19 protein-coding genes and 1 tRNA gene are annotated in these 19,910 nt (G+C 64.0%); 13 read left to right on the forward strand and 7 right to left on the reverse strand.

The features are described 5' to 3' along the window. Positions 1–5 precede the first annotated feature (5 nt). Both IVB13_RS03985 and IVB13_RS03990 read right to left on the reverse strand, forming a co-directional pair. Positions 6–1,313, reverse strand: a complete 1,308-nt coding sequence (locus IVB13_RS03985) for a dihydroorotase (RefSeq protein WP_018458321.1) — start codon at positions 1,311–1,313, stop codon at positions 6–8. Further along, the gene (locus IVB13_RS03990; protein WP_007603315.1) at positions 1,313–2,260 is read right to left on the reverse strand and encodes an aspartate carbamoyltransferase catalytic subunit; all 948 of its coding nucleotides are present in this window, start codon (positions 2,258–2,260) and stop codon (positions 1,313–1,315) included. Before IVB13_RS03990 ends, IVB13_RS03985 begins: the two co-directional genes overlap by 1 nt. A gap of 226 nt (positions 2,261–2,486) precedes the next feature. Between IVB13_RS03990 and IVB13_RS03995 the strand changes: the two genes are divergently transcribed. From IVB13_RS03995 to IVB13_RS04005, 3 genes are read left to right on the forward strand one after another with little or no spacing between them, the layout of a single operon-like run. After that, positions 2,487–3,257 carry a M15 family metallopeptidase gene (locus tag IVB13_RS03995; protein ID WP_247487843.1) on the forward strand — a complete coding sequence of 257 codons (771 nt, stop codon included), beginning with the start codon at positions 2,487–2,489 and terminating at the stop codon, positions 3,255–3,257. Between the two features lie 20 nt (positions 3,258–3,277). Next, entirely contained in the window at positions 3,278–4,921 is a 1,644-nt protein-coding gene (locus IVB13_RS04000) for an acyl-CoA dehydrogenase family protein (RefSeq protein WP_247487844.1), read from the forward strand. A gap of 23 nt (positions 4,922–4,944) precedes the next feature. Then, positions 4,945–5,709, forward strand: coding sequence for a CPBP family intramembrane glutamic endopeptidase (locus tag IVB13_RS04005; RefSeq protein WP_085351451.1), 765 nt, complete (start codon positions 4,945–4,947; stop codon positions 5,707–5,709). Here the strand turns inward: IVB13_RS04005 and IVB13_RS04010 are convergent. Together IVB13_RS04010 and ruvX are read right to left on the reverse strand one after the other, a co-directional pair. Beyond that, a complete protein-coding gene (locus IVB13_RS04010; RefSeq protein WP_247487845.1) occupies positions 5,706–6,629 on the reverse strand; it encodes an AEC family transporter in 924 nt (307 codons plus the stop codon). The two genes, IVB13_RS04005 and IVB13_RS04010, sit on opposite strands and share 4 nt — an antisense overlap. Before the next feature lie 3 nt (positions 6,630–6,632). Further along, positions 6,633–7,124 (reverse strand): Holliday junction resolvase RuvX, encoded by a 492-nt coding sequence (ruvX, locus tag IVB13_RS04015; protein ID WP_007603328.1) that lies wholly within the window; start codon positions 7,122–7,124, stop codon positions 6,633–6,635. Between the two features lie 46 nt (positions 7,125–7,170). Between ruvX and IVB13_RS04020 the strand changes: the two genes are divergently transcribed. Then, positions 7,171–7,386, forward strand: a complete 216-nt coding sequence (locus tag IVB13_RS04020; protein WP_085357370.1) for a hypothetical protein — start codon at positions 7,171–7,173, stop codon at positions 7,384–7,386. On the opposite strand, the gene IVB13_RS04025 is transcribed toward IVB13_RS04020, so the two are convergent. Beyond that, positions 7,373–8,263, reverse strand: coding sequence for a LysR family transcriptional regulator (locus IVB13_RS04025; RefSeq protein WP_085357371.1), 891 nt, complete (start codon positions 8,261–8,263; stop codon positions 7,373–7,375). The two genes, IVB13_RS04020 and IVB13_RS04025, sit on opposite strands and share 14 nt — an antisense overlap. A gap of 95 nt (positions 8,264–8,358) precedes the next feature. On the opposite strand from IVB13_RS04025, the gene IVB13_RS04030 reads away from it, so the two are divergent. The 8 genes from IVB13_RS04030 to IVB13_RS04065 all read left to right on the forward strand — a co-directional run bounded on the left by IVB13_RS04030 (position 8,359) and on the right by IVB13_RS04065 (position 16,397). After that, the gene (locus tag IVB13_RS04030) at positions 8,359–9,333 is read left to right on the forward strand and encodes a nitronate monooxygenase (RefSeq protein ID WP_247487846.1); all 975 of its coding nucleotides are present in this window, start codon (positions 8,359–8,361) and stop codon (positions 9,331–9,333) included. A gap of 17 nt (positions 9,334–9,350) precedes the next feature. Beyond that, positions 9,351–10,427 (forward strand): nitronate monooxygenase family protein, encoded by a 1,077-nt coding sequence (locus tag IVB13_RS04035; protein WP_247483013.1) that lies wholly within the window; start codon positions 9,351–9,353, stop codon positions 10,425–10,427. A 178-nt stretch (positions 10,428–10,605) separates the two neighbouring features. Continuing rightward, positions 10,606–10,893, forward strand: coding sequence for an Asp-tRNA(Asn)/Glu-tRNA(Gln) amidotransferase subunit GatC (gatC, locus tag IVB13_RS04040; protein ID WP_007611211.1), 288 nt, complete (start codon positions 10,606–10,608; stop codon positions 10,891–10,893). Positions 10,894–10,972: 79 nt separating this feature from the next. Beyond that, positions 10,973–11,185 (forward strand): hypothetical protein, encoded by a 213-nt coding sequence (locus IVB13_RS04045; RefSeq protein WP_007611210.1) that lies wholly within the window; start codon positions 10,973–10,975, stop codon positions 11,183–11,185. Then, positions 11,182–12,657, forward strand: a complete 1,476-nt coding sequence (gene gatA, locus IVB13_RS04050) for an Asp-tRNA(Asn)/Glu-tRNA(Gln) amidotransferase subunit GatA (RefSeq protein WP_247487848.1) — start codon at positions 11,182–11,184, stop codon at positions 12,655–12,657. The genes IVB13_RS04045 and gatA overlap by 4 nt, the downstream gene beginning before the upstream one ends. Then, a complete protein-coding gene (locus tag IVB13_RS04055; protein WP_247487849.1) occupies positions 12,648–12,950 on the forward strand; it encodes a hypothetical protein in 303 nt (100 codons plus the stop codon). The genes gatA and IVB13_RS04055 overlap by 10 nt, the downstream gene beginning before the upstream one ends. Further along, positions 12,947–14,425 (forward strand): Asp-tRNA(Asn)/Glu-tRNA(Gln) amidotransferase subunit GatB, encoded by a 1,479-nt coding sequence (gene gatB, locus IVB13_RS04060; protein ID WP_247487851.1) that lies wholly within the window; start codon positions 12,947–12,949, stop codon positions 14,423–14,425. The genes IVB13_RS04055 and gatB overlap by 4 nt, the downstream gene beginning before the upstream one ends. Before the next feature lie 1,705 nt (positions 14,426–16,130). Further along, entirely contained in the window at positions 16,131–16,397 is a 267-nt protein-coding gene (locus tag IVB13_RS04065) for a hypothetical protein (protein WP_007611206.1), read from the forward strand. Between the two features lie 287 nt (positions 16,398–16,684). Here IVB13_RS04065 and IVB13_RS04070 read toward each other — a convergent pair. Next, positions 16,685–16,777, reverse strand: a tRNA-Ser gene (locus IVB13_RS04070). Positions 16,778–17,520: 743 nt separating this feature from the next. Continuing rightward, positions 17,521–17,784: a hypothetical protein gene (locus tag IVB13_RS04075; RefSeq protein WP_247487852.1), complete on the reverse strand. Its 264-nt coding sequence runs from the start codon at positions 17,782–17,784 to the stop codon at positions 17,521–17,523. A gap of 317 nt (positions 17,785–18,101) precedes the next feature. Between IVB13_RS04075 and IVB13_RS04080 the strand changes: the two genes are divergently transcribed. Next, complete coding sequence (locus tag IVB13_RS04080; protein ID WP_018458418.1) at positions 18,102–19,673, forward strand: porin; 1,572 nt, start codon at positions 18,102–18,104, stop codon at positions 19,671–19,673. The last annotated feature ends 237 nt before the right edge of the window (positions 19,674–19,910 follow it).

The raw sequence follows: 19,910 nt of genomic DNA on the forward strand, positions 1-19,910 counted from the left end.
GCACGTCAGACATGCTCGTACACTGTCCGTCCGCCGACAATGGTGCGCACCACGCGGCCTGTAAAGCGGGCCTCGTCGAACGGCGTGTTCTTGCAGGGCGATTTGAGGTCGGCGGGATCGACCACCCAGGGCACATCGGGGTCGATCACGATGACGTCGGCGGGGCTGCCCGTGCGCAGGGTTCCGCCAGGCAATCCCAAAATCTCGGCCGGCCGGGTCGACATCGCCCGGATCAGCGTCTTGAGGTCCAATTCGTCATTGTGCACGAGGCGCAGGCCCGCCGGGAGCATGGTCTCCAGCCCGATGGCGCCGGGGGCTGCTTCTGCGAAAGGCAGGCGCTTGACCTCGACGTCCTGCGGGTTGTGGTCGGACATGATGACGTCGACGAGGCCGGAGGCGACGGCGGCGACCAGCGCGCGGCGGTCGTCCTCGGTGCGCAGCGGCGGCGACAGCTTCAGGAAAGAACGGTAAGGGCCGATGTCGTTCTCGTTCAGCGCAAGGTGGTTGATCGAGGCTGAGGCCGTCACGGCCAGGCCGGCGTCGCGGGCGCGCTTGAGCACGTCGAGCGACTCGATGCAGGTCAGCGAGGCCGCGTGATAGCGGCCGCCGGTGAGCGCGACCAGGCGCATGTCGCGCTCCAGCATCACGGCTTCCGCCGCGTTCGGGATGCCCATCAGGCCGAGCCGCGAGGCGAACTCGCCCTCGTTCATCACGCCTTCGCCGACGAGATCGCGGTCCTCGGTGTAGTGCACGATCAGCGCGTCGAAATCGCGCGCGTAGGTCAACGCGCGGCGCATCACCTGCGCATTGCTCACGCTCTTGTCGCAGTCGCTGAAGGCGATCGCGCCTGCTGCCTTGAGGAGGCCGAACTCGGTCATCTCCTCGCCGTGCATTCCCTTGGTCAGCGCCGCCATCGGCTGGATGTTGACGATCGCGGTGTCACGGGCGCGACGCATCACGAAGTCGACGGTCGCCGAGTTGTCGATCACCGGCAAGGTATCGGGCTGGCAGATGATGGTGGTGATGCCGCCGGTCGCAGCCGCCTGGCTCGCGGACGCAAAGGTCTCGCGATGGCTGAAGCCGGGCTCGCCGACGAAGGCGCGCATGTCGATCAGGCCGGGTGCGACGATCTTGCCGGCGCAGTTGACGACGTCGGTGCCCTCGGGGACGCCGGCAGCGCCAATGCCGCGGCGGGTCTCCCGGATGATGCCGTCGGCAATCAGGACATCGCCGGGGCCATCGAAATCCCTGCTGGGGTCGACGACGCGGGCATTGGCAAGCAGGATGGGTCGGCGGTCGGTCAACATGAGCATCACGCGTTCGGCAGGTTGCGGGCGAGCGCTTCCAGCACCGCCATGCGCACGGCCACCCCCATCTCCACCTGTTCGCGGATCAGGGACTGCGCGCCGTCCGCGACCGCGGTGTCGATCTCGACGCCGCGGTTCATGGGGCCGGGATGCATGACAAGGGCGTCTGGCTTGGCGTAGGCGAGCTTCTTCTGGTCCAGCCCGAAATAGTGGAAATACTCGGAAGTCGACGGCACGAAGGAGCCGTTCATGCGCTCGCGCTGGAGCCGCAACATCATGACGATGTCGGCGCCGTTGAGTCCCTCGCGCATGTCGCGCGCGACCTCGACGCCCATCCGCTCGATGCCGGGCGGCAGCAGTGTGGAGGGGCCGACGACGCGGACGCGGGCGCCCATCGCGTTGAGCAGGATGATGTTGGAGCGGGCCACGCGCGAATGCAGCACGTCGCCGCAGATCGCGACCACGAGGCCCTCGAGCCGGCCCTTGTTGCGGCGAATGGTCAGCGCGTCGAGCAGCGCCTGTGTCGGATGCTCATGCGCGCCGTCGCCGGCATTGATCACGGAACCGTCGACCTTGCGGGCCAGCAGTTCCACCGCGCCGGAGGCGTGATGGCGCACCACCAGGATATCCGGGTGCATGGCGTTGAGCGTCATGGCGGTGTCGACCAGCGTCTCGCCCTTTTTGATGGACGAGGAGGACACCGACATGTTCATGACGTCGGCGCCCAGCCGTTTGCCCGCGAGCTCGAACGAGGATTGGGTCCGGGTGGAAGCCTCGAAGAAGAGGTTCACCTGCGTCCGTCCACGCAGGACGGTGCGCTTCTTGTCAACCTGGCGGTTGAGCTCGACATATTCTTCGGACAGGTCGAGGAGGCCGGTGATGTCGGCCGCGGAAAGGCCCTCGATGCCCAGCAAATGCCGGTGGCCGAGGACGAAGGTCGATTTCGATGTCATTAAAGCGAGAGCTATAGGCGGGGATGGCCGGGGGGGCAAGGGCCAAAGCCCGGGCGGGGAGTTATCCCCCGATCTGTCGGTCTTATCGCTGGCGTGAGCTGTCCCCGTCTTCTCCGTCATGCCCGGGCAGAAGCGCGAAGCGCGTCTTCGCGCTAGACGTCCCGGGCATCCACGTTCTTAAGGTGCTGTCGCAGAAAAGGCGTGGATGGCCGGGACAAGCCCGGCCATGACGAAGGGGAGATTTCCGCTGAAAACAACTCTAATAGCGCTCTTGGTCGCGGCTTTTGTTTCCGCGGCCCACGCCCAATCGCTTCCCGGCGGTTTCGTCTATCTGCACGACATCGAGCCCAGCATCATCCAGGACATCCGCTACGCCACCTCGAACAATTTCGTCGGCCGTCCGCTCGCCGGCTACGGGGCCGGCGAGTGCGTGGTGAAGCGGGAGGTTGGGCTGCGGCTGAAGGCGGTCCAGCAGGAACTGGCGGCGCAAAATCTCTCGCTGAAAATGTTCGACTGCTACCGGCCGGCGCGGGCCTCGCTCGACATGGTCAGGTGGTCGCAGAACGGCCACGAGACGGCCGCCGAGCGGCGCTACAATCCCAAAATTCCCAAGACCGAGCTGTTTCGCCTGGGCTATATCGCTAGCCGCTCGCAGCATTCGACGGGCGCGGCGCTCGATCTCACGCTGGTCGATCTCAAGGCGGACAATTCAGGCAAATACGACCCGTCAAAGTCCTACGCTGATTGCACGGCGCCGGTCGAGGCGCGATTGCCGGAGGGCAGCGTCGACATGGGCACCGGCTATGACTGCACCGACGTGAAAGGGCATACCGCCGCACCGACGATCAGTCCGGATCAGCGCGCCTGGCGCAAGCGGCTCGTGGCTGCGATGGCAAGGCAAGGCTTTGTGAACTATGCGAAGGAGTGGTGGCACTTTTCACTGCCGGGGGCGGGCGGGGCGCCGTATGATTTCCCGATCCAGCCGCGGCGGAACTGATTCCGCGCCGAGGACACGAGATGACCCAGCCCAGCTTCGCGACCCACGAGGTCTTCAACCAGTCGCCGCCGTTCGAGGACGTCGATCTGTTCGCCGCGGACCAGCCGCTGGTCGCGGCGGTCAGGGCCAATGGCGCTGCGGCGGCGGAACCGGAGCTCTCGGAGTTCGGCAAGCATTGGGGCTCGGCTGCGATGGCCGATCGGGGGCGCGTCGCGAACGAGAACACGCCGAAGCTGCGCACCTTCGATGCCAAGGGCAATCGGCGCGACCAGGTCGAGTTTCATCCGGCCTATCATGAACTGATGGCCCACAGCGCCCGTGCCGGCGTGCACAATTCGACTTGGACCGCGGATGGAAGACCCGCGGGCGATGCCGCAGAGGTCATCCGCGCGGCAAAATTCTACATGGCCTCGCAGGTCGAGACCGGCCATCTCTGCCCGATCACGATGACGCGCGCCTCCGTTGCGGCGCTGGCGATGCAGCCTGATCTGCGCGCCAAGGTCATGCCGGTGCTGTCGACGAAAAGCTACGATCCCAGCTTTGCGCCGTGGTGGGAGAAGCGCGGTATGACGCTCGGCATGGGCATGACCGAGAAGCAGGGCGGTACCGACGTGCGCGCCAACATGACGCGCGCGGTGCGCGAGGGAGGCGCCTACCGCATCACCGGCCACAAATGGTTCATGTCGGCGCCGATGTGCGACGCCTTCCTGGTGCTGGCCCAGGCGGACCAGGGACTGACCTGTTTCTTCATGCCGCGCTTCGCGCCGGATGGTTCGGTGAACGCGATCCAGTTCCAGCGGCTGAAGGACAAGCTCGGCAACCGCTCCAATGCGTCGTCCGAGGTTGAGTTCGTCGGTGCCTATGCGGAAGCCATCGGCGACGAGGGCAAGGGCATCCGTACCATCATCCAGATGGTTCAACTCACGCGGCAGGATTGCGCGATCGCCTCGGTCGGCCTGATGCGCTCGGGGCTCGCCCACGCGCTGCATCACACCCGGCACCGCAGCGTGTTCCAGAAACATCTCGCCGATCAGCCGCTGATGCAGGCGGTACTCTCGGACATGGCGCTGCATGTGGAGGCGAGCACGGCTGTGGTGATGCGGCTCTGCCGCGCCTTCGATCGGACGCCGCGCGATCCGGTGGAGGCCGCCTACATGCGGCTGCTGACGCCTGCGATCAAATACTGGACCTGCAAGAGCGCGCCGCCGTTTCTCTACGAAGCCATGGAATGCCTCGGCGGCAACGGCTACGTCGAGGACGGCATTCTGGCGAGGCACTACCGGGAGGCGCCGGTCAACGCGATCTGGGAAGGCTCGGGCAACGTCATGTGCCTCGACGTGCTGCGCGCGCTCTCGCGCGAGCCGGAGGCGGCGATGGCGGTGCTGCAAGCGCTTGCTGCCGAGACCAAAGGTCTGCCGGGGGCAGAAGATGCCGTCTCGTTCATCGGCAAGGCTTTCCGGCGCGCCGATGGCGAGCGCGTCGCGCGCCTTGCGGTCGAGAAGCTGGCGCTGCTTGCGGCCGCCGCCGCGCTCAACGGCGTGTCACCGCGTCAAGCAGAACTGTTCGCCGCCACGCGCCTCGCCACGAACCACGCCAGCATGTACGGCGCGGTCGAGCTCGAGAGCGGCGACGTGTGCACGCTGCTGGAGCGGGCGCTGCCGTGAGCCTGCCAAACGAAAGCCTCCTGATGGACTCCCTCAATCCCGATCTGCCGCCGCTCACCGAGACGCCGGCGCCGCCGCGAGTCTGGAAGTTCTGGGGCACGGCGCTGTGGGGCATCGCTATCTTCGCAGCCATGTTCGTCGGGCAGATCGGGGCCATCGTCTATCTGGTCTGGGTCGCCCGCGACCCAATCGACCTCGCATCGATGCAGCACATCGGTCGCGAGCCGGCGTCGCTCGCGTTTTCGGTCACGATGGGCCTGCCGGCGACGATGGCCGCGGTGTGGCTGGCCATCCGCATCAAGAAAGCCTCCTTCGTCGACTATCTCGCGTTCTATTGGCCGTCCTGGAAGCAACTCCTGTTCGGCGCCGTCGGGCTGATCCTGATCGTGGTCGCCTGGGAGACGATGTCGCGGAGTCTGGGCCGCGAGGCGACGCCTGGCTTCATGACCGACCTGTTGAAATCCGGCCGCGACAAGGGCGCGGCATTGATGCTGCTGTTCGCCTTCAGCGTGGCAGCGCCGATGTCCGAAGAGGTCCTCGCCCGCGGCTTTCTGTTTCGCGGCTGGTCGGCGAGCTTTCTGCGCGTGCCCGGCGCCATCATCCTGTCGTCGCTGGTGTGGACGGTCGTGCATCTGCAATACGACCTGTACTTCCTCGCCGAGGTCTTCTCCATCGGCCTGTGGTTCGGATACATGCGCTACCGCAGCAGCTCGCTTTGGCTCACGATCGTGCTGCACGCGCTGAACAATCTGACGGCAGTGGTGCTGACGATGTGGCTGGGGAGTTAGGTCACCAGCGCGATCGCGATCGGCATGGTGATCGCCGCCAAAATCGTCTGCAGCGTGATGATCTGCGCCAGCAGCGGTGCATCGCCGCCCATCTGGCGGGCCAGCACATAGGCGCTGGTCGAGGTCGGCACCGCGGCGCAGATCGCGACGATCGCGAGGCTGTCGAAGGACAGTCCGAACCAGACGGCGAGCACCAGCGCGATCACGGGCATCAGTACCAGCTTGAACACCACGCCGATGGCGGCGCCCACGCTGGGGCGGAGCAGGCCTTCAAGATGCAGTCCGGCGCCGGTGACGAGCAGGCCGATGGCGAGCGAGGAGCGGCCGAGTGCGTCCGCCACCTCATGCCAGATCTTCGGCAGCGGCAGGTGGATGACGTTGACGACGAGCCCGATCACGCAGGCCCAGATCAGGGGATTGCGGACAACCGTCATGACAACGGTGCGCGCGGATGGCTTCTTCGGCGCTGCGTAGTGGGCGAGCACCGCGACGCTGAGGACGTTGACCAGCGGGATGATCGCCACCATCGCGACGGAGGCGAGCGCCAGCCCGACCTCGCCGAACATATTGGCGGAGACAGACAGCGCCACATAGGTCTGCCAGCGGATCGCGCCCTGAAAGATCGAGGTGAAGGCGGGGCCGTCGATATCGAGCCGCGACAGGGCCGGGCGGAGCGCGAGGCAGAGCAGCGACATCGCGAGCGCCGACAGCAGCAGCGCGCCGCCGACGCCGGCCACCGGCACCTTGGACAGGTCGGCCTTCACCAGCGTCTGGATCAGCAGCATCGGAAACAGCACGAAATAGGTCAGCCGCTCCAGCCCGTTCCATTGCGTGTCGAGCCGCATCAGGGTGCGCTTCAGCACCACGCCGAGCACGATCAGGATAAAGACGGGGAGGAGCGCCGCGATCACGACGGCCATGGATCAGTCAGGCCCCGGGGCTGCGCGCAGATTGGCGAGGCGGTCGAGCGCGCCTTGCAGGATGAAGATCGCGGCGTGCTCGTCGATCACTTCGGCGCGCTTGGCGCGGCTGACGTCCATGCCGATCAGTTCGCGCTCGACAGCGGCGGTCGACAGACGCTCGTCCCAAAGGCCGATGGGCAGCGCGGTCAGGCCGGCGAGGTTGCGGGCAAACGCCCGGGTCGATTGCGCGCGCGGGCCCTCGCTGCCGTCCATGTTGATGGGCAGGCCGAGCACGAAGCCGACGGCCTTGCGTTCACTGGCGATCGCGAGCAGCCGGGCGGCATCCTGCTTGAACGCCTTGCGCTGGATCGTTTCGACGCCGGTCGCTAACCGGCGGTCTGGATTGGAGACGGCAACGCCAATTGTCTTGGTGCCGAGATCAAGGCCGACCAACCCGCCGCGTTCGGGCCAGTGGGTTGCAGCATCGACGAGAGGCAGGATAAGAGCCGGCATGGTGTTAGCGCATATCACGCGTCGCGCTACGGAGTGAACCCGGAACATGGATGCGCTGACATTATTCGGCTTGTTCGCCGTGACAGCGATGCTGGTCGCTTACGCCCTGGAAGACCGCAGCCACTGGTTCGTGCTGATGTTCGCAATGGCCTGCGTGCTCGGTTCGGCTTACGGCTTCCTGCAAGGAGCCTGGCCGTTTGGCGTGGTCGAGGCGATCTGGGCCGTCGTGGCGCTGCGGCGCTGGCATCTCAGGCCGCGATGACGTCGTCGTCTTGCTTCAGGCAGGCGGCAAACCCGTTCAGTGCACTGGTTTGATGTCCGGCACGACGCTGGATGAAGAGCGTCTCGACCTGCGCGTGCGAATGGCTCAGCGCGTGGATCGAGACGCTGCCGTTGATCGCACTGCGTTCGACCACGGCGCGCGGCAGCAGTGTCACGCCCATGTCGGCGGCGACACAGCCGATCATGCCGTCGAGCGTGCCGAGTTCGAAGCGTGCGGCTGACGGCCAGCCGAACTCGACAAAGATTTGTTCCAGCCGCTGCCGGTAGGTGCAGCCCGTGCGGAACGTCAGTGCGGTCGGGCCCGAGTCCGGCGTGCCGGCGCGCAGCTCGGCGAGCGTGGCCCAGCGCCGCGCACTGACCAGCACCAGCTCTTCGCGGAACGCGCTTGTCGCGGTAAGATCGGAATGCACGATCGGACCTGCGACGAAGGCGCCGTCGAGCGTGCCTTCGAGCACGCAGGCGACGAGGTCGGCGGTGGGCGCGGTGCGCAGGCTCAGCCGGACGGCGGGAAAGCGGCGATGATAATCGGCCAACAGCGGCGGCAGCCGCACCGCTGCGGTCGTTTCCATCGAGCCGATCGCGAGCGGTCCCTTGGGCTCGCCGTCGTCGCAGGCCGCGAGAACGGCCTCGCGCGCTAGTGCGGACATCCGTTGCGCGTAGGGCAAAAGGCGCTTGCCCGCGCCGGTCAGGGTCATGCCGCGGCTATGGCGTTCGAACAGCGGCGTGCCGATCTCGGCTTCCAGTGCCTTCACGCGCTGGGTGACGTTCGACTGCACCGTGTTGAGCTCTTCGGCCGCGCGGGTGATGCCCCCGGTCCGGGCGACGGCGGCGAAGGTCTGGATGTCGCTGAGTTCCATAGCATCGTTTCGCTTTTGAGATGGTAGCGTTCGTTAGAATTCAATTTTAGAGAATGGTATTCTGGACTAATGTTCGTGTCGAGAGCGGAGGAGCCATGCCGATCACCACGCCGCTGACCCAGCTCCTGGGGATCAAACATCCGATCCTGCTGGCTCCAATGGACACGATCGCCGGCAGCCGGCTGACGCGGGCTGTCAGCGAGGCCGGCGGCTTCGGGATCCTTGGTGGTGGCTACGGCGATCAGGAACGGCTCGAGGCCGAGACCAGGCAACTGAGCGGCTTTGCTTCGTTCGGTATCGGCTTCATCACGTGGAGCCTGGCAAGACAGCCAAGACTTCTCGACATCGCACTCGACGCCAATCCGCAAGCGATCATGCTGTCATTCGGCGATCCCGCACCATTTGCAGCGCGCATCAGGGCGTGCGGGGCGCGCTTGATCCGCCAGGTGCAGAGCGAGGACATGGCGAAGCAGGCGCTCGATGCCGGTGCGGACATCCTGATCGCGCAGGGTACCGAAGCCGGCGGTCACGGCGCATCGCGCACAACCGTCGATATCGTACCTGCGATCGTCGATCTCACGGCCGGCCGCGTGCCGGTGGTTGCCGCCGGCGGAATTGCCGATGGTCGCGGGCTCGCCGCGATGATGATGCTGGGCGCCTCCGGCGTGCTGATCGGCACGCGCTTCTATGCGAGCGTGGAGGCCAATGGCGCGGAGGAAGCCAAGCAGCGCATTCGCGACGCTGATCCCAATGACACGGTGCGCGGCGTCATCGTCGACTGGTCACGCAGCCTGTTCTGGCCGGCCCCGTTCACCGCGCGAACGCTGGTCAACGATCATATCAGGCGCTGGACCGGCCGCGAGGTCGAGCTGATGCAGCGCGCCGCCGAGGTGACCGTCGAATATGCCGCGGCAAGGGCCGCGGGCAATTTCGAGGTCGCCGCGGTCTTTGCCGGCGAGGCCGTCGGCCTGATCCATGATATTCCGTCCGCCGCCGAAATCGTCGAACGGATCGCGACCGAGGCCGAGCAACTGCTAACCAGCCGGCGTAATTCCAGCGTGTCCGCCTAAACTGCGAGAGAACAACCATGTGGCCGAACCGTCGATTGATCGATCTCTTCAAGACCGAATTCCCGATCGTGCTGGCGCCGATGGCCGGCGTGATGGACGCGGAGCTGGTGATCGCCGTTGCGCAAGGCGGGGGCCTCGGCTCGCTGCCGAGCGCGATGCTGTCGCCGGAGAAAGCTCGCGAGCAGGTCAACATCATCCGGCAGCGCGTCTCCGCGCCGGTGAACATGAATTTCTTCTGCCACATACCGGTCGAGCTCACGGCCGAGGCGGAGACGCGCTGGAAGCAGCGCCTCGCGGGCTACTACCGCGAGCATGGCCTCGATCCCGCCGCACCCATCAATGCAGCGAACCGCGCGCCGTTCGACGCCGGCTTTTGCGAGGTCGTGGAGGAGCTGAAGCCGGAGATCGTCAGCTTCCATTTCGGCCTGCCGGAGGCCGCGCTGCTCAAGCGGGTCAAGGCGGCAGGATGTCTCGTCATCTCCTCGGCGACGACGGTGAAGGAAGCGGTCTGGCTCGAGCAGCACGGCGCTGACGCGGTGATCGCACAAGGCGCGGAGGCCGGCGGCCATCGCGGCATGTTCCTGACCGACAAGGTCTCTGAACAGCCCGGCACCTTTGCGTTGGTGCCGCAGGTGGTCGACGCGGTGAAGGTCCCGGTGATTGCGGCCGGCGGCGTTGCGGATGGCCGCGGCATCGCGGCCGCCTTCGCGCTCGGCGCGGCCGGCGTGCAGATCGGGAGCGCTTATCTGCGCTGTCCTGAATCCAAGGTCAGTACGGCGGCTCGCGCGGCGCTCGCCGAGGGGCGGGATGATTCCACTGTCATCACCAATGTCATGACCGGGCGGCCGGCGCGCGGCGTCCAGAACCGCCTGATGCGCGAGGCCGGCCCTATTTCGCCGGACGCACCGCCATTTCCCCATGCCGCAACGGCACTGGGACCGCTCAAGGCCGCGGCCGAAAAGCAGGGCAGGGTGGATTTCACCAATCTCTGGGCCGGGCAGGCGATCGCCCTGGGCCGCGAGGTCCCGGCAGCTGAACTGACCCGCGATCTCGCCAAATCGGCGCTTGCCCGGATGAAGGCGTTGGCCGGATAGGTCCCTAAAGCGCGATGAGCTTCGGGCGAAGCCTGATCGTGCTTTAGGTTCTTGTTTGCGCATGATCTTTTCGGAAAACCCCTTCACACTTTTCCGGATCATGCGCTGGCGCCGGTTGCGGCGCAAAAGCGGCCTCTGCTATACGGCACATAGGTTTTGCCGTGAGAGGCCTTATATAATGTCCGTCGACGCCGCTACCGTCCGCCGCATCGCGCATCTGGCGCGCATTGCGGTTTCCGAGGGCGAGGTTCCGCATCTGCAGGGCGAGCTCAACGCCATGCTCGCCTTTGTCGAGCAGCTCTCGGAGGTCAATGTCGAGGGCGTGGAGCCGATGACCTCGGTCACCCCGATGCAGATGAAGAAGCGGCAGGATGTGGTCAATGACGGCGAGATCGCCGACGATATCGTTGCCAACGCGCCCGCGACCGAAGGCCACTTCTTCCTGGTGCCGAAGGTTGTTGAGTAATTTACGTAGCGTTTTCGAGCGAAGTGGAAGCCGGTTCGCGTAAAGAAAACGCGTCAAAAGAGTCTCAGGACGAAGTCCGATGTGCATGCTTTGCGACGACGAGAAGGCCTATCAGGCCTACATGAACTATCTCGACAAGATGGAGCGGCAGGGCAAGGCTGCCGACCCCAACGTCGCCGTCAATGCCGTGCTCGACGAGATCGAGGCGGCTGCGAAAGCGGCCGCCAAGAAAGACGACCCGGCCAACGACAAATCCCTGTCTCCGTTCTTCTGCAGCCCGATCAATAAATGACCGATTTGACATCGCTGACGCTCGCGGAGGCCCGCAAGGGCCTCGCGGCAAAGACTTTCACGTCCCTCGAGCTGACCGACGCGCATCTGAACGCGATCGAAGCCGCCCGCGCGCTCAATGCTTTCGTCATGGAGACGCCCGACCGCGCGCGCGACATGGCGAAGGCCGTCGACGAGAAGATCGCCAAGGGTGACGCGGGGCCGCTCGCCGGCATTCCGCTCGGGATCAAGGACCTGTTCGCGACCAAGGGCGTGCGCACCACGGCGTGCTCGAAAATCCTCGACAACTTCGTGCCGACTTACGAGTCCACCATCACCTCGCAGCTCTGGCGCGACGGCGCGGTGATGCTGGGCAAGCTCAACAATGACGAGTTCGCGATGGGCTCGTCGAACGAGACCTCGTGCTTCGGCCCGGTCGGCAATCCCTGGCGGCGTGATGGCTCCAACACGACGCTGGTGCCGGGCGGCTCGTCTGGCGGCTCGGCCTCCGCCGTGGCGGCTCTGCTCTGCATGGGCGCGACCGCGACCGACACCGGCGGCTCGATCCGCCAGCCGGCGGCGTTCACCGCGACCGTCGGCATCAAGCCAACCTATGGCCGCTGCTCGCGCTGGGGCATCGTCGCCTTTGCCTCCTCGCTGGACCAGGCTGGTCCGATCGCGCGCAGCACGCGCGATGCCGCGATGCTGCTGCGCTCGATGGCTGGCCACGATCCCAAGGACACGACCTCGGTCGACATGGCCGTGCCGGACTACGAGGCCGCGATCGGCAAGTCCGTGAAGGGCATGAAGATCGGCATTCCCAAGGAATACCGTCTCGACGGCATGCCGGCCGAGATCGAAAACCTTTGGGAAGCGGGCGCGGCCTGGCTGAAAGCGGCCGGGGCCGAGCTCGTCGAAGTGTCACTGCCGCACACCAAATACGCGCTGCCGGCCTATTACATCGTGGCGCCGGCGGAGGCGTCCTCCAATCTCGCGCGCTATGACGGCGTGCGCTTCGGCCTGCGCGAGCAGGGCCGGAACATCAACGAACTCTACGAGAACACCCGTGCAGAAGGTTTTGGCGCGGAGGTGAAGCGCCGCGTCATGATCGGCACCTACGTGCTCTCGGCCGGCTATTATGACGCCTATTATTTGCGCGCCCAGAAGGTGCGCACGCTGATCAAGAAGGACTTTGAGGATTGCTTCGCCAAGGGCGTCGACGCGATCCTGACGCCGGCGACGCCGTCGGCGGCCTTCGGCATCGGCGAGAAGGGTGGCGCGGACCCCGTCGAGATGTACCTCAACGACATCTTCACGGTGACCGTGAACATGGCGGGCCTGCCGGGCATCGCTGTGCCCGCCGGCAAGGATGCGCAGGGCCTGCCGCTCGGCCTGCAGCTGATCGGCCGTCCCTTCGACGAGGAGACGCTGTTCTCGCTCGGCGAGGTGATCGAGCAGGCCGCCGGCCGCTTCACGCCGGCGAAATGGTGGTGAGCATGGCGGCGTATATCGCCAGCCTCGACGGCGCCGCGCCGGCGCCGGACCTCAGCGCTCCACTTGCCGCACTATGGTGGGCCGCCAAGGGCGACTGGGACCAGGCGCACAAGATCGTCCAGGACGAGAGCGGCCGCGAGGCCGCCTGGGTGCACGCCTATCTGCACCGGGTCGAGGGCGACCTCGGCAATGCCGGCTATTGGTACCGCCAGGCCGGCCAGCCCGTGGCGAAGGATTCATTAGAGGCAGAGTGGGAGCGGATCGCTGCCACGCTGCTCGGGAGCAAGACATGAGCACGGCCACGCACAAGCTTCTCAAGGGCTCAACCGGTGACTGGGAGATGGTCATCGGCCTGGAGGTCCACGCTCAGGTGACGTCGAACGCGAAGCTGTTCTCCGGCGCCCCCACCGCATTCGGCGGCGAGCCGAACTCGCATGTGTCGCTGGTCGACGCGGCGATGCCAGGCATGCTGCCTGTGATCAACGAGGAATGCGTCAGACAGGCTGTCCGGACCGGCCTCGGGTTGAACGCGCAGATTAATCTGCGCTCGGTGTTCGACCGCAAGAACTATTTCTATCCAGACTCGCCGCAGGGCTACCAGATCAGCCAGTACAAGTCGCCGATCGTCGGCGAAGGCGAGGTCGTGGTCGAACTGGACGGCGGCAAGACCGCCACCATCGGCATCGAGCGGCTGCATCTGGAACAGGACGCCGGCAAATTGCTGCACGATCAGTCGCCGACCATGTCCTATGTCGATCTCAACCGCTGCGGCGTAGCGCTGATGGAGATCGTGTCGAAACCCGACATCCGCGATGCCGAGCAGGCCAAGGCCTATGTGACCAAGCTGCGCTCGATCCTGCGCTATCTCGGCACCTGCGACGGCGACATGGAGAAGGGATCCTTGCGCGCCGACGTCAACGTCTCCGTGCGCAAGCCCGGCGCGCCGCTGGGCACCCGCTGCGAGATCAAGAACATGAACTCGATCACCTTCATCGGCCAGGCGATCGAGTACGAGGCCCGGCGCCAGATCGAAATCCTCGAGGACGGCGGCGCGATCGACCAGGAGACCCGGCTCTACGACCCCAACAAGGGCGAGACGCGGTCGATGCGGTCCAAGGAAGAGGCGCACGACTATCGCTACTTCCCCGATCCCGACCTGCTGCCGCTGGAGTTTTCGCAAAGCTTCGTCGACGAGTTGAAGGCTGAGCTCCCCGAGCTGCCGGACCAGAAGAAGACGCGCTTCGTCGCGGATCTCGGCCTGTCGGCCTACGACGCCAGCGTGCTGGTCGCCGAGCGCGAGAGTGCAGTGTTCTACGAGACCGTGCTGGAGAAACTCGCCAACCGCCCGCGCGACGGCAAGGTCGCCGCGAACTGGGTGATCAATGAGCTGTTCGGTCGTCTCAACAAGGAAGGCCGGGATATTACGGACTCTCCGGTCGATGCCGCACAGCTCTCAGGGATCATCGACCTGATCGGCGAGGGTACGATCTCCGGCAAGATCGCCAAGGATCTGTTCGAGATCGTCTGGCAGGAGGGCGGCGATCCCCGCGCACTGGTCGAAAGCCGCGGCATGAAGCAGGTCACGGATCTTTCGGCGATCGAAAAGGTTGTCGACGACATCATCGCGGCCAATCCCGACAAGGCGGCGCAGGTCAAGGACAAGCCGCAGTCACTCGGCTGGTTCGTCGGCCAGGTGATGAAGGCATCCGGCGGCAAGGCCAACCCGCAGAGCGTCAACGAGCTGCTCAAGTCCAAGCTCGGCATCTGACCTCGCGCGTTCGAACGAGGTGACGGACAGGCGTCGTCACCTCGCTTTCGGTTCGCGATGCGACGCTCGCGCACATCCTCTGCGACGAACTTCATCCCGATCGAACGCGACACGCCGACCGAATCGCCGTCACGCGATTCGCGCAAAACGGCGACTTGCACGCGCTCTGACGAGCGCTCGCGCCGTTAATCATGAAAATATTTTCATTGCCAAAAGTCGCGACTCAGAGTCCGCGAAGCGCCTTCGCGAGGCGCTCGCGCGATCGGCAGGATGCATCATTGCAACGATCGTGCGCGATGCACGCGTGCAAGAAAATACTTGCTGCATAGTGTTTTTCTACAATCGCATCTTTTGCAAACGTCGATGCCGCGGGCACTCTCTGCGATCGCAAGCACACCTCATGCAGTCCGTTTGCATCGCGTTCGCCAGCGCAGGCGCGTTTCGCCGTCAACACTTCTTTAAGCGAGACGCTGTTTTTTTCGTTGTGTTGGTGTATTCGGGATGAGTGTGCACTCGATCCCCGACTGCATGCAGCGATTAAGCCATCTCACACATCGGAGGGCAACATGGCCAAGAAAGCTAAGAAGGCGAAGAAGGCGAAGAAGGCGAAGAGCGCAGTGAAGAAGACTGCGAAGAAGACCCGCAAGGTCGCCAAGAAGAAGTAACTTCGCTTTTTGAAGTTGCCGGCTCCTAGAGAGCCGGCACGTCATCAGCGCCTCTCAAAAGGTTCTGGTCGACGATAGAGGGTGTCGGCGAGACATCAGGTCAACGGTCGGATCGTTCTCTTCGCGGGTTCGCTCGCTAAGCCCGGTCCGGCAGAAGAAACAAGTTTTCTTCGTTCGGTGCGGCTCTCCGTAAGGGGCTCCGCAATTTCACAGGCGGCCTTCGGCCAACGTGGAATCTGGTCCTGACGTGTTCGCCGACGCCCTCGTTCTCATGAGGCCGGGGTATTGCCGGCATTCCCATATCCCGACATTGTTGATCTGACCGCGATGTGGCCGTTCTGCCCTTGAGCAGTCAGGGTTGTCGCATATGACGTCAGCGGCGCCTGAGCGAGCACCTCGTCCTTCGAGAGGACCGCTTCGCGGTCCCCTCCGGATGAGGCTCGGCTGCATCCATCTGCGTTGATGCTGCCGCATCCTCATCCCTCATCCTGAGGGCCCGCCGCAGGCGGGCGTCTCGAAGGATGGCCGCAGTCGAGCTTGCAGCCATATGTTTCTTCATATGCGCGCCCTGCTTGAGCAGGGAGGCTGCAGCGCAATTGCAGGCAGTTCGCGCACCGCTTCTCCGTTCGCGGTGTCATCGCGCGGCTCCGACCGGGCGATCCAGTACCCCGCAGCTTCTCGTGGGACCATTGCTGTCTCTGGAATACGGTGACGACAGCAGGCGGGGACACCACAGGACGCGCGTCACCGTGCGCAATGGTTATCGTTCTCCCAAAATCCCAAGGTAAACCGAATCTGACGAATTGCAGAAGTCCCTGCAAAATAGGGATTTCTTGCATTTGTCGTGCGCGCCTGGCGCGGGCGCGTTTACGTCTGCTTCATCGCGATACTTAAACTGCCATTCAAATTTGCCCGCCATCATTACCTCCAACAAGCCGGCAAACGGCACGGGCAAAAAGCCTCGGGGATGAGTTGAACAGTTGATCGGACGGGAGCCGCGCTCGGGGTACGAGACGGCATAAGAAAAAAGGGGATGCGTTATGTTTCAGGGTACTTTCGATCTGGAGACCGCGACGCCGATCGACGCAGGCGCGCTGTCGGACGTGCTGTTCGAGCGCGGCCTCTATTGGGCGAGCGGACGCTCCGGCCTCGTCGATCTCGTCGCCGCGCACAAATGGTTCAACCTCGCCGCGCTCAAGGGCCGCAAGGATGCCGTGACGCTGCGCCAGGAAGTCGCCGGACAGATGTCGGACGCCGACATCTCGGCCGCGCAACGCGAGGCGAGGGCCTGGGTCTCCGCCCACTGAGCGGTGAATCACGTCCCGGCGGTCGTTTCGCAGGCGAACCTGATTTTCGCTAATCGGTTCCCTCGTGGTCCATCCGGATTCGGAGCGGCGTGAGCGATCCCGACGAGATGACTGGGCGCAGATCAGAGGCGGCGGATTCAGATCGCGCCCTTGCACTATGATCTGGGATACTTCGACCCGGAGCAGAAAACCCTGCAACCTCTCGACAACCCGTTCGGCACGAGGCTGTCACCCATGTCTTAGGTACGTTCCGTTACCCATGTCTTCGGGCCGGACAAGCTGCGGAGTGGCGGAGAGGGAGGGATTCGAACCCTCGATACAGCTTGAGACCGTATGACGCTTTAGCAAAGCGTTGCCTTCAGCCACTCGGCCACCTCTCCGGTGCGAGCCTTATGCATCTAATTACTTGGGCTGGTCAATTTGGAAGCGTGTGTTTTTGCTCGAATATTCCCAGCGAATTCCGAAACCAGGCGGTTTGCTCTCGGGCCGAGAACGTAACGCCGCGATAACGGACGCCAAGTTGGAGGTTCTGGCGCTTGTATTAAGAGTGGTTCTGGCGCGGACAAAGGCTCCCTTCATCCATATAAACGATTGATTTTGCTTTCAAATTGGATCGGATGGCCCGCGTGTGGGACGACTGCCTTCGTCGCCGACCGCCTCTATCAAGTGATTCATTTGCAAGCGATTGATTTGATTGTCTCTTCCGCGATTCGCCACAAACTATGAGCGGTGATTGCCCTCAGATCGGCCGACGGGGTCCCGTGTCAGGGCTGCGGGAAGGGCGCTCTCACTATTAGTCGGGATAACTCGCTCGCCGGCCGAGGATCTGCCCCGTCGCGCCAGGCGTCGCCGTAACCAGGGAGGGCCTTGACTTGCGATTTCTCTTTCCGTGGAAACGGCCTTGGAAATCAAAGCAGGGACGATCTGGCACGCTGTTTCATTCTTCAACTGTCAGGACTCCGCCGCTACGGATCTCATCTTACAATAGTCAGGACGTAGAGCATCCAGCTGGGTAGCTCACTGCGAGATATCGATAGGCAATATCCCGACCGCTTCGAGACGTACGCGTTTTCAATCGGTCCTGACGACAACAGCGATCTCCGCAAGCGGTGCGAAAAGTCATTCATCGCTTTGTCGATTGCGAGACAAGCTCGACGGTGAAGTCCTGCAAGCGATCGACGATGCGCAGATCGATATTTTGTCGATCTTGCAGCCGCTTGATGGTCAGGCCAGCCAGTTCCCGAAGGACTGGCGCACGGCGAGTCCCTGGTCGATTCCACGATTCGGCGCCCCAGACCCACAGCGAGGCGTCTCCACGAATGTGAGGGACTGGTGCCGGAACTTTTGATGGCAGATGAAACCTGTCGAAAAAGATGAGCAGATTCAAAGTGTTACAAAGTCGCCCTGATCACATCTGCGTGTTATTTGTGCAACACCCGCTGGAAAACACGCTCGATTGGCCGGTTCTGAAGCGTTCTGTTGTTGTGTGTGCAAGGGGGTTCGGTAATTGTGACTGAGCGACGGAGGGGGGCATCCCGAGGTCGTCCCGTCTTAGGTGGTTCGCTTAAGTCCCTCGCGTTCAGCGGGTGTGTCCGAAGGCGCGAAGCGACTAAGCGGTGAATTTAAGGGACAAGGGAACCAACCTTAGGGTGTCTTCACCCAGCGGATCCGGAACCTTCCCTATGGCAAACTTGGAGGTTTAACATGAAGTTGGTTAAGAGCCTTTTGCTCGGTTCCGCGGCGGGTCTGCTCGCTGTTGGCGGAGCGCAGGCAGCCGATCTCCCCGTGAAGGCCAAAGCGGTCGAATACGTGAAGATCTGCTCCCTGTACGGTGCGGGTTTCTACTACATCCCCGGCACCGACACCTGCATCAAGCTGGGTGGTTATCTGCGCGCTGAAGTCGCGCTGAACACCAACTCGGACTTCAGCGGTCAGCTCACGTCGAACAACGGCGCGCGCAACCGTCTGACGAACTACTACACCATGCGCGCTCGTGAAGATCTCAACATCGACACGCGCACCGCGACCGAGTACGGCGTCGTCCGTACCTTCTTCGACGGCGTGTTCTCCTGGACCACCGGCAACTACGCCGGCACCGGCAGCGCGACCGGCACCACTGCCTACAGCAGCACGCTGGCGCTCAACACCTCGGGTGCGGCCCCGGCTCTCGTTGGTTCCTCGATCAACGGCACCGACGGCGCGACCTCCGGCGGTTCGCTCGGCGTGTACTACGCCTTCATCCAGTTCGCTGGCTTCACCATGGGTAAGGCCGTGTCGCAGTTCGACGCGCCCTGGACCAACTATCCCGGCAACAACTTCGACAGCCTCGTCGGCGGTTCCGGCACGGTCACTGGTGTCAACCAGTTCAGCTACACCGCTGACTTCGGTCAGGGCGTGACGGCGTCGTTCTCGGCGGAAGATCGGGCGGCCTACTATGATGCCGGCAACCTGAACATGACGGGCGCGAGTGCGGCCGGCATTGTTGGCGGTTCGTATGGCTCCAACGCCATCGGCGGCACGCGTTCGCCGAACCTCGTCGGTATGGTCCGCGTCGACCAGGCTTGGGGTCTGTTCCAGGCGTCGGTCGCTGCGCATGACAACCACGTTGCCTACTACGGCGCCACCGAGCCGACTGGCCATCCCGACGACAAGTGGGGTTGGGCTGCTCAGCTTGCTCTGTCGATCAAGAACATCCCGACTGGCGCGGGTGACGTGATCAACATCCAGGGCGTCTACACCGACGGCGCATCCCGCTACAACTTCCAGAACCTGGCGGGCGGCAGCTACTCGATGTTCGGCAGCTCCGGCGTTGCCTACCAGAGCGTCGGCTTCGCCGTCGCTCCGGACACCGTGTTCGTCACCGGTTCCTCACAGGAGACTGTGAAGACCTGGGGCTTCCGTGGTGCCTACACCCACAACTGGGATCCATACTGGAACACCGCGATCTACGGTGCCTACGCTCAGGCACAGTTCGGCTCGCTGGCTAAGACCACAATCTGCGGCGCTGGCGGTGCTGGCGGCGTGTTCGGCGGTCTCGCTGGTGTGACGGGTTGTAATCCTGACTTCGCCATCGGCCAGGTCGGTGTCATCACCCGCTGGACCCCGGTCAAGAACCTGACGTTCTCGGCCGACCTCTCCTGGACCCATCTGGACCAGAAGTACGCTGGTACGGTTGCTGTTGCTCCGTCCGGTGTCACGGCCAAGCCGGCCACTGTGTACGAGCTGAAGGATCAGGACACGCTCGTTCTGCTCCTCCGCGCTCAGCGCAACTGGTAAGTTCGGTCTAACGACCTGACAGAGAGCCCCGGCGGGAAACCGCCGGGGCTTTTTTTGCACCAGGCGGACCACGGATCTCCGACATGTTCTGAAGAACGAGTGGAGTGTGGAATGATGAGTAGCTTTGGGTGATCAAGAGCTGGGTTCGGATCGCGCGATCAAGTCCACTTCAGCCGCCGCGGCAAGAGGCGGAGTCGCCGGCAGGTCCTTGAGATTCATGGCCACCACGGCGTCCAA

The organism is Bradyrhizobium sp. 17 (assembly GCF_023073515.1).
Lineage (GTDB): Bacteria > Pseudomonadota > Alphaproteobacteria > Rhizobiales > Xanthobacteraceae > Bradyrhizobium > Bradyrhizobium canariense_D.

Bases quoted from the DNA above. Each gene is read 5' to 3' on its own strand.
- IVB13_RS03985 (WP_018458321.1), bottom strand. From the start codon at position 1,313: ATGCTCATGTTGACCGACCGCCGACCCATCCTGCTTGCCAATGCCCGC.
- IVB13_RS03990 (WP_007603315.1), bottom strand. From the start codon at position 2,260: ATGACATCGAAATCGACCTTCGTCCTCGGCCACCGGCATTTGCTGGGC.
- IVB13_RS03995 (WP_247487843.1), top strand. From the start codon at position 2,487: ATGACGAAGGGGAGATTTCCGCTGAAAACAACTCTAATAGCGCTCTTG.
- IVB13_RS04000 (WP_247487844.1), top strand. From the start codon at position 3,278: ATGACCCAGCCCAGCTTCGCGACCCACGAGGTCTTCAACCAGTCGCCG.
- IVB13_RS04005 (WP_085351451.1), top strand. From the start codon at position 4,945: ATGGACTCCCTCAATCCCGATCTGCCGCCGCTCACCGAGACGCCGGCG.
- IVB13_RS04010 (WP_247487845.1), bottom strand. From the start codon at position 6,629: ATGGCCGTCGTGATCGCGGCGCTCCTCCCCGTCTTTATCCTGATCGTG.
- ruvX (WP_007603328.1), bottom strand. From the start codon at position 7,124: ATGCCGGCTCTTATCCTGCCTCTCGTCGATGCTGCAACCCACTGGCCC.
- IVB13_RS04020 (WP_085357370.1), top strand. From the start codon at position 7,171: ATGGATGCGCTGACATTATTCGGCTTGTTCGCCGTGACAGCGATGCTG.
- IVB13_RS04025 (WP_085357371.1), bottom strand. From the start codon at position 8,263: ATGGAACTCAGCGACATCCAGACCTTCGCCGCCGTCGCCCGGACCGGG.
- IVB13_RS04030 (WP_247487846.1), top strand. From the start codon at position 8,359: ATGCCGATCACCACGCCGCTGACCCAGCTCCTGGGGATCAAACATCCG.
- IVB13_RS04035 (WP_247483013.1), top strand. From the start codon at position 9,351: ATGTGGCCGAACCGTCGATTGATCGATCTCTTCAAGACCGAATTCCCG.
- gatC (WP_007611211.1), top strand. From the start codon at position 10,606: ATGTCCGTCGACGCCGCTACCGTCCGCCGCATCGCGCATCTGGCGCGC.
- IVB13_RS04045 (WP_007611210.1), top strand. From the start codon at position 10,973: ATGTGCATGCTTTGCGACGACGAGAAGGCCTATCAGGCCTACATGAAC.
- gatA (WP_247487848.1), top strand. From the start codon at position 11,182: ATGACCGATTTGACATCGCTGACGCTCGCGGAGGCCCGCAAGGGCCTC.
- IVB13_RS04055 (WP_247487849.1), top strand. From the start codon at position 12,648: ATGGTGGTGAGCATGGCGGCGTATATCGCCAGCCTCGACGGCGCCGCG.
- gatB (WP_247487851.1), top strand. From the start codon at position 12,947: ATGAGCACGGCCACGCACAAGCTTCTCAAGGGCTCAACCGGTGACTGG.
- IVB13_RS04065 (WP_007611206.1), top strand. From the start codon at position 16,131: ATGTTTCAGGGTACTTTCGATCTGGAGACCGCGACGCCGATCGACGCA.
- IVB13_RS04080 (WP_018458418.1), top strand. From the start codon at position 18,102: ATGAAGTTGGTTAAGAGCCTTTTGCTCGGTTCCGCGGCGGGTCTGCTC.